15 protein-coding genes are annotated in these 17681 nt (G+C 57.5%); 8 read left to right on the forward strand and 7 right to left on the reverse strand.

Annotated features, from left to right (window positions below; genetic code table 11):
• Positions 1–207 precede the first annotated feature (207 nt).
• Positions 208–1452, reverse strand: a complete 1245-nt coding sequence (locus ACN0XM_RS11560; RefSeq protein ID WP_417567096.1) for a competence protein CoiA family protein — start codon at positions 1450–1452, stop codon at positions 208–210.
• A gap of 444 nt (positions 1453–1896) precedes the next feature.
• Here ACN0XM_RS11560 and ACN0XM_RS11565 point away from each other — a divergent pair, with 444 nt between their 5' ends.
• From ACN0XM_RS11565 to ACN0XM_RS11585, 5 genes are all read left to right on the forward strand, one after another.
• Positions 1897–2667 carry an SH3 domain-containing protein gene (locus ACN0XM_RS11565; RefSeq protein ID WP_417567097.1) on the forward strand — a complete coding sequence of 257 codons (771 nt, stop codon included), beginning with the start codon at positions 1897–1899 and terminating at the stop codon, positions 2665–2667.
• Positions 2668–2991: 324 nt separating this feature from the next.
• Entirely contained in the window at positions 2992–3249 is a 258-nt protein-coding gene (locus ACN0XM_RS11570) for a YdcH family protein (RefSeq protein ID WP_417567098.1), read from the forward strand.
• Positions 3250–3683: 434 nt separating this feature from the next.
• On the forward strand, positions 3684–4007 hold the full coding sequence (locus ACN0XM_RS11575) for a DUF883 family protein (RefSeq protein ID WP_417567099.1): 324 nt from the start codon (positions 3684–3686) through the stop codon (positions 4005–4007).
• Entirely contained in the window at positions 4007–4522 is a 516-nt protein-coding gene (locus tag ACN0XM_RS11580; protein ID WP_417567100.1) for a hypothetical protein, read from the forward strand. The genes ACN0XM_RS11575 and ACN0XM_RS11580 overlap by 1 nt, the downstream gene beginning before the upstream one ends.
• A gap of 171 nt (positions 4523–4693) precedes the next feature.
• Entirely contained in the window at positions 4694–5272 is a 579-nt protein-coding gene (locus ACN0XM_RS11585) for a porin family protein (protein ID WP_417567101.1), read from the forward strand.
• A 38-nt stretch (positions 5273–5310) separates the two neighbouring features.
• On the opposite strand, the gene cysK is transcribed toward ACN0XM_RS11585, so the two are convergent.
• The 3 genes from cysK to ACN0XM_RS11600 all read right to left on the reverse strand — a co-directional run bounded on the left by cysK (position 5311) and on the right by ACN0XM_RS11600 (position 9753).
• Complete coding sequence (gene cysK / locus ACN0XM_RS11590) at positions 5311–6282, reverse strand: cysteine synthase A (protein WP_417567102.1); 972 nt, start codon at positions 6280–6282, stop codon at positions 5311–5313.
• A gap of 43 nt (positions 6283–6325) precedes the next feature.
• Positions 6326–9241, reverse strand: a complete 2916-nt coding sequence (locus tag ACN0XM_RS11595; RefSeq protein WP_417567103.1) for a transporter substrate-binding domain-containing protein — start codon at positions 9239–9241, stop codon at positions 6326–6328.
• A 68-nt stretch (positions 9242–9309) separates the two neighbouring features.
• Entirely contained in the window at positions 9310–9753 is a 444-nt protein-coding gene (locus tag ACN0XM_RS11600) for a methylglyoxal synthase (RefSeq protein ID WP_417567104.1), read from the reverse strand.
• Between the two features lie 87 nt (positions 9754–9840).
• Between ACN0XM_RS11600 and ACN0XM_RS11605 the strand changes: the two genes are divergently transcribed.
• Positions 9841–10626 (forward strand): ATP-binding protein, encoded by a 786-nt coding sequence (locus ACN0XM_RS11605; protein ID WP_417567105.1) that lies wholly within the window; start codon positions 9841–9843, stop codon positions 10624–10626.
• A gap of 6 nt (positions 10627–10632) precedes the next feature.
• On the opposite strand, the gene ACN0XM_RS11610 is transcribed toward ACN0XM_RS11605, so the two are convergent.
• The 3 genes from ACN0XM_RS11610 to pdsR are packed head-to-tail and all read right to left on the reverse strand — an operon-like array spanning position 10633 to position 14698.
• Positions 10633–11940 (reverse strand): DUF3422 family protein, encoded by a 1308-nt coding sequence (locus tag ACN0XM_RS11610; RefSeq protein ID WP_417567106.1) that lies wholly within the window; start codon positions 11938–11940, stop codon positions 10633–10635.
• 16 nt (positions 11941–11956) lie between these two features.
• Positions 11957–13993, reverse strand: a complete 2037-nt coding sequence (locus tag ACN0XM_RS11615) for an ATP-binding protein (RefSeq protein WP_417567107.1) — start codon at positions 13991–13993, stop codon at positions 11957–11959.
• Positions 13994–13996: 3 nt separating this feature from the next.
• Positions 13997–14698: a proteobacterial dedicated sortase system response regulator gene (pdsR, locus tag ACN0XM_RS11620; protein ID WP_417567108.1), complete on the reverse strand. Its 702-nt coding sequence runs from the start codon at positions 14696–14698 to the stop codon at positions 13997–13999.
• Positions 14699–15039: 341 nt separating this feature from the next.
• Between pdsR and ACN0XM_RS11625 the strand changes: the two genes are divergently transcribed.
• Both ACN0XM_RS11625 and ACN0XM_RS11630 read left to right on the forward strand, forming a co-directional pair.
• On the forward strand, positions 15040–17040 hold the full coding sequence (locus tag ACN0XM_RS11625; protein ID WP_417567109.1) for a marine proteobacterial sortase target protein: 2001 nt from the start codon (positions 15040–15042) through the stop codon (positions 17038–17040).
• Positions 17037–17633, forward strand: a complete 597-nt coding sequence (locus ACN0XM_RS11630) for a class GN sortase (protein WP_417567110.1) — start codon at positions 17037–17039, stop codon at positions 17631–17633. Before ACN0XM_RS11625 ends, ACN0XM_RS11630 begins: the two co-directional genes overlap by 4 nt.
• Positions 17634–17681: the final 48 nt, after the last annotated feature.

The following is a 17681-nucleotide window of genomic DNA, read 5'->3' on the forward strand; positions in this document are numbered from 1 at the left end:
CTTTTTCATGTTCATCGTCCTCTGCTGTGATGAACATTACTAAGCTGAAAACGGTTAAGCTAGAGGGGAGCAGGTCACACGCACCCTCGAAACACTTACGCGTAAGTCACCAGGTTCCTCACAACTCCAAACACTTATGTGTAAGTGTCTGGGGCTGTCTTATCTATCTCTGCAACTGGGTTGAACGCGGAGTATGAGGCTGATCTGTTAATAGCCGCTGCCCCGAGGTCTCCGCAAGATAGTGGAAGGGTCCCAATTTTGGTCTCGATCAATGACTACGTAGGTGCCGTCATGGGCACCTGGTTGCAGATAAGCACTGAGACCTAGTAAAAAAAGATACTTCGCGATCACATCGTCCGGCGTCCGGATCGTATCGAGTTCTTCTGCGGTCAGTATTTGTCTATGTTTCATCAGGCCCGCCATCGCCGGCGCTAACGGAATGTTAGCGCACACATGTCGAACAACATCGTTCACGGAAAACACGGAATTGATTGGCCTGCCATATACAAAGGTTCGATGGATCATTCCCTGCCATTCACTGCGATGTCCGGCAAAGACTTCCTCGCCTTCGATTCGCCAATCCGAGGGAGTCCCTTTGCTTGGCAAGGGCAGGTAATCGCGCTGTTCTTTCTGGGCCTGCTCCAGCAGTGGTTTGATTAACTGCCGGGAATGGAATTTCGCTTTCTGGTCGGCCTTGGCTTTCTGTCGCCGATTCGCCGCGACACGACGCTCTTCGTCGGCCATTGCGCGCTCTTGTTTCGTGGCCTCCAGCCAGCGCTGATATTGGGCCTCCGCTCTCGTTCTCAGCCTTTTCCTGTTGGTCTCCGTCCTTTCCAGATTGTCGTACAAGGAGCAGCGGTGCCAATCACGGGGCGCTGACCTGAGCACGATTTCTGCGAAAACCTCAGTGTCGGAGAGTTGCGAGGCTTTCACCTTACTCAGATCAATTTCAAGCAGGTTATCGAGATCGACCATTTTTTCTTCGTGAACTCCGTGAGTCACTTTGATCTCAATGAACAGCGTAGCTCCATTTCTCAGGGTAGCAGTCAGGTCCGGTCGCCAGCGCTCCTCCTTTTGTTCCGAAACAATCTCCGTCAGTTGAAGGTCTCTCTCGGGGTAGGATACCTGATCGGTCAGCTCATCAATTTCAGAATAGTGGCGCTCAATTAACTCAACGGTTTTGCCGGGGGTGCGAACCCATCTGTAATCGAGCAGGATCTGTTTGGCCATCAGGTGAATTGCCGTTTCATAGCCCCCCGGACAATCTTTTGCTTGGTGATGAGAAAAATAGTGACGCTTGATCTTCGGGTGATTGGCGATCAGCCTGGCCCCGCATTTAGGGCAGTGACAGCCGCAGTCCAGGCCTCGCTGGACGTCCTTTGCGGCATAAAGCCGAGAACCTCGTTGGCCAAAGGGAACGCGCAAATTGGACAGCATTTGGCTCTCTGACATGGCCCTTTAAACATCCTTATTTATGTGCAAAAAATCGAGTCTTGTGACCAGGACGGACAATTACCTTACGATGCCACTGGTCGTGACACCATAAATTGGCCGGAATGGACACATTATGGTGCCATAGATTCGGAGTTTGGCCGCCTTCCTCCACCATCTCCTATCAACCGGTTGCTGCTAAACAAAAGCGGACATTCGCACGGCAATAGACCTCGACGCCATTTATCGCTGGGGGCAGGTCACTGTGCTAGTGTTATAGGCGTTACTGTATTCTGCTGGAGCCTCGCTGTGCCTCATTTTCGCTCTTTTCTATGTCTATTTACTTTTCTGTTGGTCCTTTCTGGCTGCGCTCAAACATACACCTGGACAAAGCCGGGAGCGAACCAAACCGAATACTATCGGGCTAGTTCCTATTGCCAAGCACTAGCGACTGGTGCCACACCAATGGACTACAGTAATTCTGGAACTTCAACGACCTATCAATCGGGAACCGTTTATGGCTCCGGAGGCGACAGTGCCACCTACAGCGGGACGTCGACTACTTACAACAATAATACAGGGCAGGCCTTTGCCAACCTTGGGAAGTCAATTCAAAGACAAAACCTTTTTAACGATTGCATGAGGGGCCAAGGGTTTACCCCTCAATCCGAGGTGTCTCGCAGAAGTTCTCTAAATGCGGCTCTTAGTCCTCCAGCTAAAACCTCTTACGTTCGGGATATTGAAGAATGGGAGGAGAACCAGGCCGCCTTCGGTAAAGCAGATACAGCGCTGAATGAAACAAAGCTTCTGTCTAAGCCATCTTTTAGTGGACAACTTCTCGATGTTGCACCGGTAAACACAGAAGTGGAAATTTTAAGCGTCGCTTCGGGGAGCTGGCTGAGAGTCAATTACAATGGAAAAACAGGCTACATAGCGAGGAGCTGGGCCAAAAATTTCAGAGGGGAGCCCGCGCAATTTAAACAACCTGATTCTTTTGACAATGAAGACACGCAGGAAGCCGGGGCTATTGTAAAGGCTAAAAACGTTCCAACCGCCAAGGTTTGGCACAGCACCCTATCAATATTTGCAAAACCAGACCTCAATTCTCGTCTTCTCAGAGGATTAATAGCTGGGCATCGCGTCGTAATTTTAGATGAACCTAACGAGCAATGGACCAAGGTTCAATTCGGTGACGTGGAAGGGTTTGTGCAAAGTTACGGACTTAGAATGGAGTGAATCCTCACAAGATAAGGGCATTCGGAATACTACTTAAATCGCCTAATTCGGATCAGCAAAAAGATCCGCTTTGAGAACAAAGCGCAGGCGTTACGCCCGAATCTGAGTGTCCGCTTTGCGACCTTATCGGCCAACTTATGGTGTCAATTTCCGACCACATTATGGCGGCATGACCACCGGGGTAAGTCCAATCATAGGCTAGTAGTGTCTAGTGGACCGGGGTAAGTCCACAGTGCCCCCCATTGACCGTAGTCAAAACCAGAGTAGGGTGGGAGGCCTACACTGAAGCCAGTGAAACCCATCCCAGTCATGGAGACTGTCTGTATGTCCTTGGAAAAGCACGATCTGATTCACGAAATGCCCGAATCAAAAGAAGCCATTCATAATCTCAAGACCAGCGACAATCATTTCGCGAAGATGTTTGATGAATACCATGATGTGGACCATGCCGTTCATCGCATCGAAACGGGTGCAGAGAACACCTCTGACGAGCGCCTGGAAAACCTCAAGAAGCAACGGCTGAACCTCAAGGATCAGCTGACTGCCATGGTTCGTGAGTATGAGGCTGCGGCGGCAAGCTGACAGCAACCGGTTCGTCAACGAACCGTCATTCTGGCGCAACCCTCCTTGTGAACTCTGATGATGCAGTATCACTCATTTCACAAGGAGCGGGTTTTGACGTTACGGGCCCTGGTGGGCCTGTCGCTGTGAACATTTGTCCTTTCTCTGGTACCCGCCTCTCCCGGTAAAGCTCATTCCGGAACTCAACGCCCCATGCACCCAGCCATTCATGCCCGCATGGCCGGCCACTGCGACTTGCTATGACAACGGCACGGGTCTGTCCGGGGATCCGCGAATGGATTAAGTGACAGTAACGCGCCCTCGAATAGACTGTGCTAGCTTTAGGGTAGGCGATTCGCAGGTACGTTGTTGGATGCAATAACTGGTGGAGGTTGTACTGTATTAAGGAAACGCCAAATTCGCAGTAAATCGATTGTTCAAGGAGGCAGGAAAAAATGGAAGCGAAATCTACCCAAGAAGACTACGACCAGGTAAAGCGGGATCTGCAAGCGCTCCGGGACGATATGGCGAAGCTGACCCGGAGCGTTTCGGAAAGCCAGAAGAGCAACATCAGCAGCCTGCGGGATGAGATCCGCCGTGAAAGCCGCGAGGCCCTGGATCAGGTCAGGCAAAAGGGCGATGCAGCCTTCAATCGCGCGAAGGATGCCGGAGACAAAGCCTTTCATGATGTTGAGCACAAGATTGAGGAACGGCCGTTCCTCAGCATCATTATCATGTTTCTGGCCGGTATTCTGGTGGGCAAACTGCTTGATCGCTGATGATGCTTGATTCAGCTCAGGTACAGGGTGTGTTGCGCAAGGCTGCTGCCGCCGTCATAGGTTTTGTGTTGGCAATGGTTTTGCTCACCGCCCTGCTACTCACCGGGTTTTATCTTCTGGTTGAGGCAGCAATTCTGGCGCTTTCCCCATGGCTTGGCGAGGCCGGGGCCATGGGGCTGCTCGGGTTTGCTTGTGTGCTTCTGCTCGCGCTCTTTTTCCAGCGTTTAACCCGCCCAGCTTCTTCGAGCAAACGTGGTAAAGGGGCCGGTGGCAAATCGCGTTCCGGCATTGATGTGCTTCGGGACCTGATTCGGGAGAATCCCACGGAGGCAGCTCTGATGGCATTTGCCGTCGGGGTCGCGGAACAGGGAGATCCCCGGCTCAGATCACTGCTGCTGCAGGGTGGCGCGATTCTGATGAAGCGCGCGGAGTCCGAACCGTCTGGCGAAGCTGGCGCTGCTGAGGCTTCTGCTGCAGAGAACAACCCCCCGGCGGATCAAGGATCGGCCGTTTGATGTGATCGGCTTTCCCCTCCTTTTTGGTTAATCCAGAATTACTAATTCTTAGGTCGGTTTTAACCCACGTGAGGCACAACCCCTAGTAGGGTGAGTTCAGGTAATCGAGAGACAGTTTCCGGTTACCCATGGAATGAGAAGGACATCTGAACTCACTAGGAGGAAAGCCTTATGATTTCCGGAACCCGTTTAGCCTGTGCCGCGTTTTTCACCGCGTCTGCTTTTTCTGCCCCCGCCGCTCTCGCTCAGGGTAGCGTCGAGCGCGACCAGTCAGGGCCTTACATCAGCGGTAGCTACGGTGGCTACAAATCCCATGGTGGAGAGTTTGAGGACGAGAACGACCTGCTTGGCGCAGCCCTTGGTTACCAGTTCAATGAGTTTTTTGCTCTGGAAGCGGAGTACATCGATTTTGGAAACTTCGGTGATGATAACGTGGATGGCAAGCTCAAAGGGGTTGGCCTGGGCGCGGTTGGTCGGCTGCCATTGACTGACAGTTTTGGCGTGTACGGTAAAGCCGGCGCTTTTGCTTCGTTCTTTGACGTGGATGCCTTCAACGAAAGCGAAACGTACGATGAGGTGACACCGTTTGTGGGTGCCGGTGTGGATTTTCGGGTTACCAGGCAGCTGACGGCGTTCGCGGAGTATAACCGCTACAACGTTGACGTTGATGAAAGCGATTTTAACGGTCAGGTGACCAACAGCGGGCCTGAGTTCGATACTGGCCGGGTTGGCCTCAAGTATCAGTTTTGATGAGGGCAAGGCGCAGCGAAAGGCTGCGCCTTTTTCCCTTACTGCACGTTTTCCAGCTCGCCAAACCGGTCGGTGAATAGCGCCGAGGAAAGATAGCGTTCTGCCGAATCCGGCAGTACCACCACGATGTTCTTGCCTTTGTGCTCGGGTTGCTTGCTCACCCGGACCGCCGCGGCAACGGCGGCACCGCAGGAAATACCACAGAGAATGCCTTCTTCCTGCATCAGCCTGTGAGCCATGTCCATGGCCTCTTCATTTGAAACAGTTTCCACCTGGTCAACCAGGTCCAGGTCCAGATTCTTGGGTACAAAGCCGGCACCAATGCCCTGAATCTTGTGAGGGGCGGGTTTTGGATCTTCCCCGTTCATTACCTGGGTAATGATGGGGGAGTCCGTGGGCTCGACGGCGACGGTGGTAATTGCTTTTCCGCGGGTACCCTTGATGTAACGGGCAACGCCGGTCAGCGTGCCGCCGGTACCGACGCCGGCCACGAAGATATCCACTTCACCGTCGGTATCATTCCAGATTTCCGGGCCGGTCGTGTCCTCGTGAATGCGGGGGTTGGCCGGGTTCTGGAACTGTTGGGGCAGGAAATGGTTGTCGGGATCAGAGGAGAAGATCTCTTCTGCCTTGGCAATTGCGCCGGGCATGCCCTTCGCCGGCTCGGTCAGCACCAGCTCGGCCCCCAGGGCTTTCAGGACTTTCCGGCGCTCAAGACTCATGGAAGCCGGCATGGTCAGAATCAGCTTGTAACCCCGGGCGGCCGCTACAAAGGCCAGTGCGATGCCGGTATTGCCGCTGGTGGGCTCCACAATCGTCATGCCGGGCTTCAGAGTGCCGCGTTTCTCGGCGTCCCAGATCATCGCAGAGCCGATCCGGCACTTGACGGAATAGGCTGGGTTTCGGCCTTCGATCTTGGCCCAGATGGTGGCGCCGTCATTGACCCGGTTCAGTTTCACCAGCGGGGTGTTGCCGATAGAAAGTGAGTTGTCCTCGTAGATACGTGCCATGGCTTTCTCCTTATCCTTGTCTTTGTTGAGATCTTATCACCACTCAGGCGTGGATCGCTCGCGCCTCCAGCCGGTTCCGGCCGTTCTGCTTGGCCTGGTACAGGGCCTGGTCGGCCTGCCTGAGAAACTCCGCGGGAGTGTCCTCCGGCCCCGGAGTGCCGGTGGCCAGGCCAATACTGATGGTCAGCTGGATATCCTTGCTGTCGCAGATATTACAGGCACTTGCGACTGCCTCCCGTAAGCGTTCCAGGCGGTTGCGGATTTCATCGCTGTCTTCATAGCTGGCAAAGACAACAAACTCCTCGCCGCCAAACCGCGACAAGCGGTCGGTTTCCCGGCGGAAGTGTTTGCGCATGGTGTTTGCCAGGGCTTTCAGGCAGAGATCGCCGGCTTCGTGGCCATAGGTATCGTTGATTTTCTTGAAATGATCGGCGTCGACCATGGCAACCGCGAAACCGGAGTTGTGGCGCTGGCACCACTGAAAGCTCTTGCGAAACTCCTGGTCAAAGTAGCTTCGGTTGCCCAGTTGGGTCAGGTCGTCAGTCATACTGAGCCTGGCCAGGGTTTCATTGGCCACTGCCAGCTCCCGGTTCAGGCGGCCCAGTTTTCGGTTCCAGTAGACCAGCAGGGCCGTCACCAGGGTGCCGGCGAGCAGCAGTTGCCAGGCCAGCGTATAGTCCACCGTTTGTTCCAGCCTGATATTCCGCCAGTGACTTTCCAGGCTTTGCCGTTCCTCAGTCGTCAGGCTGGAAACGAGCTTTTGCATGATGCCAAGCAGAACCGGTTCGTCGTTACGCACTGCCACAGCCAGCGACCAGTCGGCGGGAATTCTTCCGATAACCTTCAGGTCCGCCAGCCCCAGCTCCTGCATGTGGTAACTGGCGGTCGCCAGGGTTGTAATGTAACCATCCAGCACACCGTTCTGCAGTTGCCGCAATCCCTCCTGCTCGTTGAGTACTTCAACCAGATCCAGCGATGGGTAACGGTTCCCGAGCAGCTCCGCAAACGCATAACCTTCGACGACCCCCACCCGTAGCCCTCGTAAATCGCCCACTCGCTCGATGAAGGGCGCTTCGATTCGGCCGAGCACCACATTGGGCACTTCCAGGTAGGGATCGGTAAAGTTCAGGAATTCGGTCCGGTTCGGCGTCTTCATGGCCATGGTGAGGAGGTCACACTGGCGGTTTCTTGCGGCTTTCAGGGACTGCCGCCAGTTATCCGTGGCGAATACCTCGAACCGGATCAAGGAGCGCTCGGAGAACAGCCGGAACACCTCGGCCGACAAGCCCACATGGTTGCCTGCCGAATCGGTGCCCTCAAGAGGCAACCACTCCGGATCGATGCACACGGACACGCGTTGGTCCCGGGACTTGAGCCAGGCCAGTTCGGCGTCGTTCAGGGTAACCTCGCCCTTGGCCGGATGTTGCCTGCCGTTACTGGCCCCGAGCCACCGGTTCTCAATGGTTCGCATTTCCTCGGCGCTGATGGCAGACAGGGCTTGATCCAGGATGTCGGCCAGTGGCGCCAGTTCGGGGCGTACGCCAAAGCGCAGGTCCTCACCGGGAAGGTCCTCCAGCACCAGCTCCCCCGCGATTCGGACTCCGGCAATGCCAAGCTCCCTGATCCAGTAGTTGCCGTTGGGCAGTGCTGCAAGAACCACATCCACCTGGCCCCGGGCCAGTGCTTCGAACATGGCATCCTGGGCGGTAAAGACCCGGGCGTTGTCTCCCAAAGCCTCCCGTACCGGATGTTCGTAATAGATGCCGGAGCCGAGGGCAACCTGCACCCCCTTGAGATCCTCAAGACTGTTCAGGGTCAGTGTTTGGTCTCTGGTAAACGCGACATTGGGTATGTTGTGATAGGGCTCGGTGAACCGGCTGAAGGCTTGACGTTCCGGGTTGGCCGACATGTTTGCCAGCAGATCAATCTCACCGTTGCGAAACAGTTGCAGCAGCTCAACCCACTGACCGCCGACGGGAATGACCTGCAGACCGGTGAGGTCTGACAAGCGGTTGAGAACATCTACCGTCAGGCCCTGGATGCGAGTGCCGCTCTCGAAACTGTAGGGAGCATAATCCCGCATCAGCCCGACACGTACCGGCCCCGTTTCATTGATGAATCGGCGTTGCCCGGGGGTCGGAGCGAAATTTTCCGAGCCGGAGAGACTGGCCCCACCATACTCCTGCCAGCGTTCGAGCAAGGTCTGTTTGCGGGCTTCGGGAATCTGCTGCAAGGCACGATCGATCTTTTCGAACAGGGCCGGATTGTCTTTTAGCACCCCTATCCGGAAATCTTCCCGGGATAGCTCTCCCAGCGGCGCTTCGCCGACAATCGCGAGAAACCGGAAGTCGGCCTCGTTGGCGTAATACTGGAGTGTCAGGCGCGGCCCGATAATCACATCCACCCAGCCGAATGCCAGGGCGCGGATGAGACTGTACAGGGAGTCGTAGCTGTTGGGCGTGATGCCATTGTCCGAGAGCACGTCACGGTAATAGATGTCCCTGACAACTCCCACCCGCAGCCCCCGAAGGTCCTCAAGGGAATTTACCGCGCCGATCGGGTTCTTGGTGTCCTGCATCAGGTAGGTCTGGCGAATGTGATAGGGCTTGGTGAATAGGATCTGCTCCGCCCGGTCCTGCCGGAAAGAGATGCCATCGATTACGTCGAGTTCGCCACGCATGAAGGCGCCGTAAACCTCGGACCAGCTGCCAGCTCTGAAGGTGAGGTTGAGACCAGATTGCGCGGCCACTTCCCGCAGGATATCGACGGAAAAACCGGAGGCGCCCAGACCCTCGTTGAAGGAATAGGGCTTATTGTCGGCCACAATGCCTACGGTGACCGTCTCAGCTGTTTGGCCGGCGTTTGCCGCCGGAACGACAAGCAGACACGCCACTGCGAACAGCGCAGCGATGGCCAGGTACATGCACTGGAATCGGAGGGGGGTAGCGATGGAGCTCATTGCAATGCCGGCAGTCCTATACGACTATGTTTTCAGTGTAGTCATATCCACCAGCATTGCCTACCGTCTCAGGCGCTGACCGAGCGGCCGGTATAATCGGAGAAATCCGGCTTTTTCGGCCGATGCAGGTCGTCGGTCATGTAGGCGGACGTCAGGATGAATTCCGCCGTCGCCCGGTTACAGGCCACGGGAATGTTCCAGAGTGCGGCAATCCGCAGCAGGGCTTTGATGTCGGGGTCGTGGGGCTGGGGCTCAAGGGGGTCCCAGAAAAACACCAGCAGATCGATTTCGCCTTCGGCGATCTTGGCGCCGATTTGCTGATCTCCCCCTAACGGGCCGCTGAGCAGGCAATGAATGTCGTCCCGCTCCAGGTTGTCCCGCAACAGCCGGCCGGTGGTGCCGGTGGCATAGAGTTTGAGCGGCGCAAAGCGGGTGCGGTTGTCCGCGACCCAGTCCACCAGTTCCTTTTTCTTGTTGTCGTGTGCCACCAGAGCAACGGATTTTACGGCCATTTGGGGTAAAGTCTCCTATTCAACCGGTTATCAACTGAGTGTTCAGTGTTTCACAGGCTGACACGGGACGGAATAGGAAAGAGGTGTATGTCCGGAACGGTATCTATTGACTGGCAAACCACTTCAGCGGCGGTCTGGCGTCGTCATCGCTCGGGCCTGCGGGCCATTCGCCGGCTCGATCCGGTGCAGTGGCAGGATCTGACCGGTATCAGCCGGCAGCAACAAGCCCTTGCCCGCAACACCGAGCGCTTTCTGGCCGGCGAGCCATCCAATAACGCGTTGCTCTGGGGCTCCCGGGGCACGGGGAAGTCCTCGCTGATCAAGGCGCTGCTGAATCGCTATCAGGAACGCGGCCTGCGAATGATTGAGGTCGACAAGGACGACCTGGTGAATCTGCCGGAAATCGTCGATGAGATCTGCGACTCGCCGTTCCGGTTCGTCATCTTCTGCGATGATTTGTCGTTTGATGCCGGCGAGACTGGCTACAAGGCGCTGAAAAGTGTGCTCGAAGGTTCTCTGGAACTACCTCCGGAGAATGTGCGGGTATACGCCACCTCAAATCGCCGGCACCTGATGCCGGAATTCATGTCTGATAATCTCAAAAGCGAGATGCGCGATGGTGAGCTGCATCCGGCCGAGGCGATAGAGGAACAGGTGTCCCTGGCGGATCGCTTCGGCCTGCAGTTATCGTTTTACGCATTTTCACAGGAGGTTTACCTGCAAGCGGTGGATGCGCTGTTTCCACGGGTGGCAGACCGGGAACGTTTGCACCAGGAGGCCATCCGCTTCGCCACCGCCAAGGGGGTCCGCAATGGCCGTACGGCTCAACAGTTTTACCGGCAGTTTGCCGGAGACGAGGGTTCCGGGCGTTAGCCGGGGTTATTGCCGTTTCGCCATCCGGATAAAGTGGTGGTGCACCAGCCGAACCCCGAGGAATACCAGAGCCATCACAACCGGAATGGCGATACCCAGAACCATCGTCTTATTGAAAGCAAAACCTGCCTGGTAAATCGAGTCCAGGCCGAACTTGAGCAGGCCAATCAGGTAGTAGGTGATGGCAACCACCGAGAAGCCTTCCACAGTGTGTTGCATCATCAGCTGGATCTTGGAGCGTCGGTCCATGGAGCTGAGTAGCTGCTGGTTCTGGCTTTGAATGGCCAGCTCCACCCGGGTCCGCATCATGTCCGAGGCGCGGTCTACCCGGCGTGAAAGATCTTCCAGGCGTTCGCTGACTGCTTCGCAGGTTTTTACCGCCGGTGTCAGCCGACGGGTCATGAATTCGGTAAGAGTCAGGTGGCCGGAGAGCTCATCTTCCCGAAGTTCGTCCAGCCGGGTCAGCACCAGCCGATGATAGGCCCGGGTGGCCGAAAAACGGAAGGTGGAACGGGCCCGGAAGGCCTCGATGCGGGCAGCGATGTTGGTCAGCTGGGCCAGCAGTTTTTCTTCATCGACGTCCTGATTTTCGGCAAGAGACTGGGTGATCACCGCCAGCTTTTCGTCCATATCATTCAGCGATGGGGTTATTTCACGGGCAACGGGCAGAGCCAGCAGCGACATCAGGCGGTAGGTTTCAATCTCCATAAGCCGCTGGGTAAGGCGCCCAAGCTGGCTGTCGGACATGTGATGGTTCATCACCATGAATCGGCCGAATCCGTCGCTGTGCAGCCTGAACGTCCCCCACACCCGGGCCGCGCCCTCCTGGGGACTGCTGCCAATCAGGCGCATACCTTCGAAGTGCTTGCGGACATAGTCCAGGTCCCCTCCGGTGCCTTCGGCGGCCGGTCGTATTTCCAGGTGAAAGGCGGCTATCACAGTGCCGGCCAACTGTTCCAGCCAGCCTTCCGGCAGCGGTGTAATCCCTGTTTCGGTGAAGGGGGTGTCGCTGCTGCTGGCCAGGTTAATAAACGTGTAGGAGGCAAACTCCATGTGCATTTCACGCCGCACCCGAAGGGAACCAAAGGTGTGCTCAAAACAGCCGACTTCCTGCTCCGGCACTGGCTTGCCCAGTAACCGGTGCAACTCCTGCAGGTGTCGGAACTGCTGCTGGCGCTGCTCAGGGGTGGTGAGCACCGCTATCTGAGTGACCCGGGCCGGCGTTGGTAGCACCTGGAATGGTCGTGAGTGCAGCTCCTTATAGAGATCGTTCCGAAGCGGATGGATGTCGAGGGAGTCCAGTCGTGCGCTCACGGCGTGCTGTCCTGTTTCAAGAATGGGTTGCCGGGATGATAACGCGGAAGCAGACGCCGTCAATGCCACCTTGGGTGCGGTTCTGCGCATCAACGCGCCCGCCATGGTAGTCGGCAATCAGGTTGACGATTAGCAGGCCCTGGCCCAGGTGCCCCTGCTCCCGTCCTTCCCGCAGTGATACGAACGGGCTGAAAATGTCAGTTGCAGGGCTATCCGGCAGGCTGGACCCCTCGTTGAAAACCGACAGGCAGAGGCCTTCCGCCGTGGTTTCCAGCCCGACTTCAATCAAACCACCTTCCGGTGTGAAATCCCGGGCGTTATCCACCAGTTTGTCGAGCAGTTGCACGATCAGTTCCGGCGAACCGGTGAGCTGCAGGCCCGTTTCCGGACCCGAGTAGCGGATGTTGTGGCTGCTATCCAGTGCCTGGTAGGCAGCAGTGGCCTGAGCTGCGACCTCGGCCAGGTCAAAATGTTCCTTGTCGGCGTGGTCCAGGCTTTGCTCCAGGCGGGCGGCTTCACTCATGCCGTGCAGTATCTGCCGGAGCCGTTCGGTGGCGGAGGCTGCCCGCTCAATATACTGCCTGCGCTCCCCCTCGGTTTCGCAATGGCTGAGGTTTTCCAGCGACGAGCGCACCACGGCAACCGGTGTTTTCAGTTCATGGGATAATCGCCGGGAAAAGCTTTCGAGGTAGCGGTTATAGCCATGGAGGCGATCCACCACCAGGCTGAAATGCCTTTGCAGCTGGCCCAGTTCATCCTTGGCGTGGGAATCCGGTACCGTACCGGTTATCCGACCATCTTCGTCAATACTGGCACTGACCGCCCGTTGCAGCCGGGTTATTCGCCAGGACAGCCAGCTGGCGTAGCCGAGCAGCACCAGTGTCAGAGCCACGATAATGAAGGTACTACGAGCAATGACTGAGCCGAGCGTAGAGCCTGACAGCGTCAGGAGCTGATCAAGAGATTGCTCCAGTACCAGTGTGCGGCCCCCGAATACTGGCCGGGTGGTCACTAACCAGACGCTGTCGTCCTCGTGGCGAACCAGACCCTCGCTGGGCAGGGTGTCAGTGTCTATCTGGTTGCCGCCGGTCTTGATGGCGGTAGGTTCCGGTTGATAAAAACGCACCAGCGCCCGGAGTGCATTGAGACTGATCTGTTCAATTACCTGAAGCGGGCTGAGGGCGTCGAATTCCGGTCCTGAGGTGGCAGAAGCGGCACTCTGCCGAGCAATAATCCAGCCTGCCGGCTCCACCAGACGGGCGCGCTGGCCCCGGTTCAGCTGCGATTCAATTTGCCGTTCAAGGACCAGATTTCGGCTGACCAGCACCGGCAGAGGATCGGTTGGCGTTGAGACCGTCATCGTCTCTGCCCCTCCCTCTCCCCAAAGGGCCGCAAAGCCAAGCCGGCTGCGGCCCGCTGGCATGGGTAGCTTCAGCTCAAGTTGCCAGCCATCGCCCGCCCCCTGCCAGTAACTGGAAACCCGGTAATCCGGTTTCAAGGTGGCCCCGATAAGGCCATAAACCTGCCCTGGCGCGGGCGTGCGGATCAGCCAGGAAAGCGGTGGCTGGTCCGGCGAAACGTTTTGGGTATCGGGCTTGAGCCACAGGCTGAGCCGGTCGTGGGGCTGGTCCGGATTACCGGGGTTGAAGAACACCGGCTGACGTGGACTGATACGGATGAGCAGATACAGGTTTTGCTGATCCGTGGCGGCCTGCCAATGCAGGGCGGGCAGGCCAGAGCCGGACGCGTTGCTGCTCTGCCAGTTGCGGAGTGGGTTTACGTCGTCGTATCCCGGCCAGTCGTCGCCGTAGCCGTCCAGGTTGATAGTGCTGGTGAGAGGTTCAACGTAAATCGCGGGTTCACCAGAGGCCACCGCGGGCATGCCGATCATCAGATCGCCGGCGGTCTCGGCCAGTCGTTCAGCCTGTTCCCGGAGTTGTTGCCGGGCCTGTTGTCGCAGGGCATCGTCCAGCTCCAGAACAAACTGCAGGCCTGCCCAGGGAATCAGAAGCATCAGCAGGCTGGCAACGAGTAGCTGGCGCTTCAGGTTCAAAGCTCAGACCTCACGGGCATTCCAGCGATAGCCCATACCGTAGGCGGTCTGGATACCATCGAAGGTGTCATCCAGTTGCAGGAACTTGCGCCGGATGCGTTTGATGTGGGAGGTGACGGTGTTGTCATCGAGCACGGTGCTGGCGGCTTCCATCAGCTGTTCACGGCTGCGGACATGGCCCGGGTGCTGGACTAACGAATACAGCATCCAGAATTCAGTCACGGTGAGGTCGATGGGCGCATCATTCCAGGCGACGGTCATGCGATCCACGTTGAGGGTGAGCTGGCCCCGTTGCAGAACGTCGTCTGGTTTCTGTAGGGCCTCGGCCCAGGCATCTGCCCGGCGCAGCAGGGCAGTAACCCGGGCCAGCAGGTGGTCCAGGCTCATGTCTTTGGTGACGTAATCATCGGCACCGAGGCGCAGGCCATGCACGGAATCAATGTCACTGTCTCTGGCGGTCAGGAAGATGATGGGCAGAGTTTGTGACAGTGAACGCAGGTCCTGGCAAAGGGCAAAGCCGCCTTCCGGCTCGTCTCCGAGACCGACATCAATAATGGCAAGATCCGGCAGTGATAGTCGCAGTACCTGCCACGCCGATGCCCGGTCGCCATGGGCCGACACCCGGTAGCCCCGGCGCTCGAAAGCGGCGCGGTAGTTGTCGCGGATGGCGGGTTCGTCTTCAATCAGAACAACGTGTTTCTTCATGGTGTCGGCTGTTTCCCCTGGCCGGTGAGTGTCTATTTAACCACGGCAGGTGTTCAGAACAAGGGCGGATGGGGTTGTTGTCATAATTCGTCATTTTTTTGTGGCCGGTTTGTCACATTCTGCCATGGGAGTTCCTTTCCGGATTGCTGAAATAGGGGTGTTTCGCTCAGTCATGCAGTCAAAAGGATTCTCTCATGATGTTCTCTTGTTTACGGCTTAACTCCCCTGTTTTAAGTAGGAGTTCGACGCTCCGCAGACCTGCCTCTATTATTGCGGGCCCTCAGCGACTTCGATCCAAGCGCTTCTTGGAGGGGATCAGCCTATGGTTTTCGGTCCTGTTGATGTTGTTTGTTCACCCTCTCTATGCCGAGGCGAATGAAACAGCCAACGTCGGACAGTTGCACTTCGTAGACGGCCAGGGTCAATGGCAGGAACCGGCGCTGGTGCTCGACAGTGAGTTCGACATTCGGGTCAGCGGGTTGATTGCCGACACCCGGCTGTTGCGAAGTTTCCGGAACACCAGTGACCAGTGGCGGGAGGGGGTGTTTGTGTTTCCGCTTCCGGAAAAGGCCAGTGTGTATGGCCTGACCATGAAGGTGGGGGAGCGGACCATTGAAGGGAAGGTTCAGCCGAAGGAGGTTGCGAAGCAGACCTACGATAAGGCGAAGAGCGCTGGAAAGCATGCGGTGAATGTTGAGCAGCAGCGTCCGAATCTGTTTACCGCCCGGGTGGCGAATATTCCACCCGGGGAGACGGTGACGGTGGAGTTAAAGTATCAGCAGCTGGTGGGGTATCAGGCCGGGGTATTTGAGCTGAGTCTTCCGACCACGCTGACTCCCCGTTATATGCCGGGAGCACCCATCCAGTCTTCATCCGGTCAGTGGCAAAGTGGCTGGGCTGTGGCCACGACGCAGGTGGCAGATGCCGATGCGATCAGCCCCTTTACCGTCAACCCCGGGGATGTGGCAAGGGGCAGCCATCGGGCGTCGATTGAATTGTTGGTTGATGCCGGACTGCCGCTTGAGGAGGTTTCCAGTCCATCCCACCCACTGGTAACCAGTCAGGAGGGTCAGGCGGTCACGGTGCACCCGGCTGAGGGTAAGATCCTGATGGATCGGGATTTTGTGGTGCGTTGGCGGCCGCTGTCGGGGCGGGAACCTTCTGCGGCGGTGTTTCACCAGTCATCCCAGGGAGAGGACTATCTGCTGGCAATGCTGGTGCCTGGTCAAACCGGCAAAAGCGTTTTGCCAAGGGAGCTGGTGTTCGTGATCGACACCTCCGGCTCCATGGCCGGAGAATCCATCCGCCAGGCTCGAAGTGCCTTGCAGGCCGGGCTGCAGACCCTGACACCCCGGGACAGGTTCAATGTTATCCAGTTCAACAGCCAGACCCACGCTCTGTTCATGCAGCCGGAGATTGCCGACGCGAACAACCTGGCCCGTGCCCGTCAGTATGTGGATCGTCTGAGGGCCGATGGTGGCACCGAAATGGCACCCGCGCTGTCCCTGGCTTTGGAGGATCGCCAGGGCAGTGAGGAGGAGCCCCCACGGGTGCGCCAGGTGATTTTCATTACCGACGGTGCGGTGGGCAATGAAGCAAGGCTGTTTCGTCAGATTCGTCAGCAGCTGGGTAACCAGCGGCTGTTTACGGTAGGGATTGGTTCAGCCCCGAACCGGCATTTCATGCGGGAAGCCGCACGCTGGGGGCGAGGTAGCTACACCGCGATTCATTCGCCGTCGGATGTGAGTGGGCCTCTGCAAGCGCTGTTCTCGGCCATGGAGTCGCCGGTTCTGACCGATATCCAGGTGCAGTGGCCCGGCGAGGACACGGGTATTGAGAGTCTGCCCCGGCGCGCGGGTGATCTGTTTCAGGGCGAACCGTTGATTCATGTGGCCCGTGGCGTTCCGGCCATGGGTGAGCTTAAGGTGTCGGGTCGGCTGCCGGGTGGCCAGAGCTGGGTGAGAACTCTGGATCTGCAGCAGGCAGCGCCGGCAACCGGGCTCGATCGCCATTGGGCCCGGGAGAAAATCGACAGTCTGCAGGATGAAGCCAGAGTCGCTGGCCGGGAGCCGGATAAAGCCGCTATTACGGCGCTGGCGCTCGCGCACGGAGTGATGTCGGCCTACACCAGTTTTGTGGCGGTAGATACAACGCCGGTTCGAACTTCGGAGTCGCCGCTGAGCTCGGACAACCTGCCAACCCTGCTGCCGGCGGGGAGCCAGGCGGGCATGCTTCGCTATCCGCAAACCGCAACCGCCGCGCCCTTACTGATCGCTCTTGGCCTGGTCGGGCTGATGTTCTCTGTCGCGATTGTGCTGCTGCAAAGGAGGGCATTCCAGTGACCAGACTGCTGCTTTTATTGTTGACCAGCTCAGCGACGGTGTTGGTATTCGGGTTGTGGATTCCCCTCAAGGCAGTCCTTGCACAGGAGCTGCTGGAGATTGCCTGGGCGGAGAGTCAGGCCCGACAAACGGAATCCCGGCCCTGGCCCTGGGCAGATACCTGGCCGGTTGCCCGCCTGGCCATCCCGGAGCTGAACGATTCGATGATCGTTCTGGCCGACACTCACGGTGAGAGTCTGGCGTTCGGGCCCGGCCAGTTAACTGGCGCCGGAGAGGATGGCGGGGCGGTGATCATCGCGGGGCACCGGGACACCCATTTTCGCGTTTTGAAGGTGCTGGAAACTGGCAATGAACTCAGGCTACAGGACCGCATGGGCAGATGGCGCAGTTATCGGGTTGAAAGCGCCAGGGTGGTGGACAGCCGTTCAGAGCTGATCGACACCCAGCAGTTGGCGGAAGGGACCCTGTTGCTGGTGACCTGCTACCCGTTCGACAGCATCGATGCAGGGGGGCCGCTCAGGTATGTTGTGAAGGCCCGGGCCGCTGGGAACGGTGACCGGACGGAACAAATTGATACTGTTGCCGGGATATAAGGTTGGCGTACACTTGTGCGCCATAATTTGGTTGCAGAGTTGTGTTAC

This window comes from Marinobacter sp., from assembly GCF_048269445.1.
GTDB lineage: Bacteria > Pseudomonadota > Gammaproteobacteria > Pseudomonadales > Oleiphilaceae > Marinobacter.

Bases quoted from the DNA above. Each gene is read 5' to 3' on its own strand.
- ACN0XM_RS11560 (WP_417567096.1), bottom strand. From the start codon at position 1,452: ATGTCAGAGAGCCAAATGCTGTCCAATTTGCGCGTTCCCTTTGGCCAA.
- ACN0XM_RS11600 (WP_417567104.1), bottom strand. From the start codon at position 9,753: ATGGCCGTAAAATCCGTTGCTCTGGTGGCACACGACAACAAGAAAAAG.
- ACN0XM_RS11595 (WP_417567103.1), bottom strand. From the start codon at position 9,241: ATGAGCTCCATCGCTACCCCCCTCCGATTCCAGTGCATGTACCTGGCC.
- ACN0XM_RS11625 (WP_417567109.1), top strand. From the start codon at position 15,040: ATGTTGTTTGTTCACCCTCTCTATGCCGAGGCGAATGAAACAGCCAAC.
- cysK (WP_417567102.1), bottom strand. From the start codon at position 6,282: ATGGCACGTATCTACGAGGACAACTCACTTTCTATCGGCAACACCCCG.
- ACN0XM_RS11585 (WP_417567101.1), top strand. From the start codon at position 4,694: ATGATTTCCGGAACCCGTTTAGCCTGTGCCGCGTTTTTCACCGCGTCT.
- ACN0XM_RS11565 (WP_417567097.1), top strand. From the start codon at position 1,897: ATGGACTACAGTAATTCTGGAACTTCAACGACCTATCAATCGGGAACC.
- ACN0XM_RS11575 (WP_417567099.1), top strand. From the start codon at position 3,684: ATGGAAGCGAAATCTACCCAAGAAGACTACGACCAGGTAAAGCGGGAT.
- ACN0XM_RS11580 (WP_417567100.1), top strand. From the start codon at position 4,007: ATGATGCTTGATTCAGCTCAGGTACAGGGTGTGTTGCGCAAGGCTGCT.
- ACN0XM_RS11605 (WP_417567105.1), top strand. From the start codon at position 9,841: ATGTCCGGAACGGTATCTATTGACTGGCAAACCACTTCAGCGGCGGTC.
- pdsR (WP_417567108.1), bottom strand. From the start codon at position 14,698: ATGAAGAAACACGTTGTTCTGATTGAAGACGAACCCGCCATCCGCGAC.
- ACN0XM_RS11570 (WP_417567098.1), top strand. From the start codon at position 2,992: ATGTCCTTGGAAAAGCACGATCTGATTCACGAAATGCCCGAATCAAAA.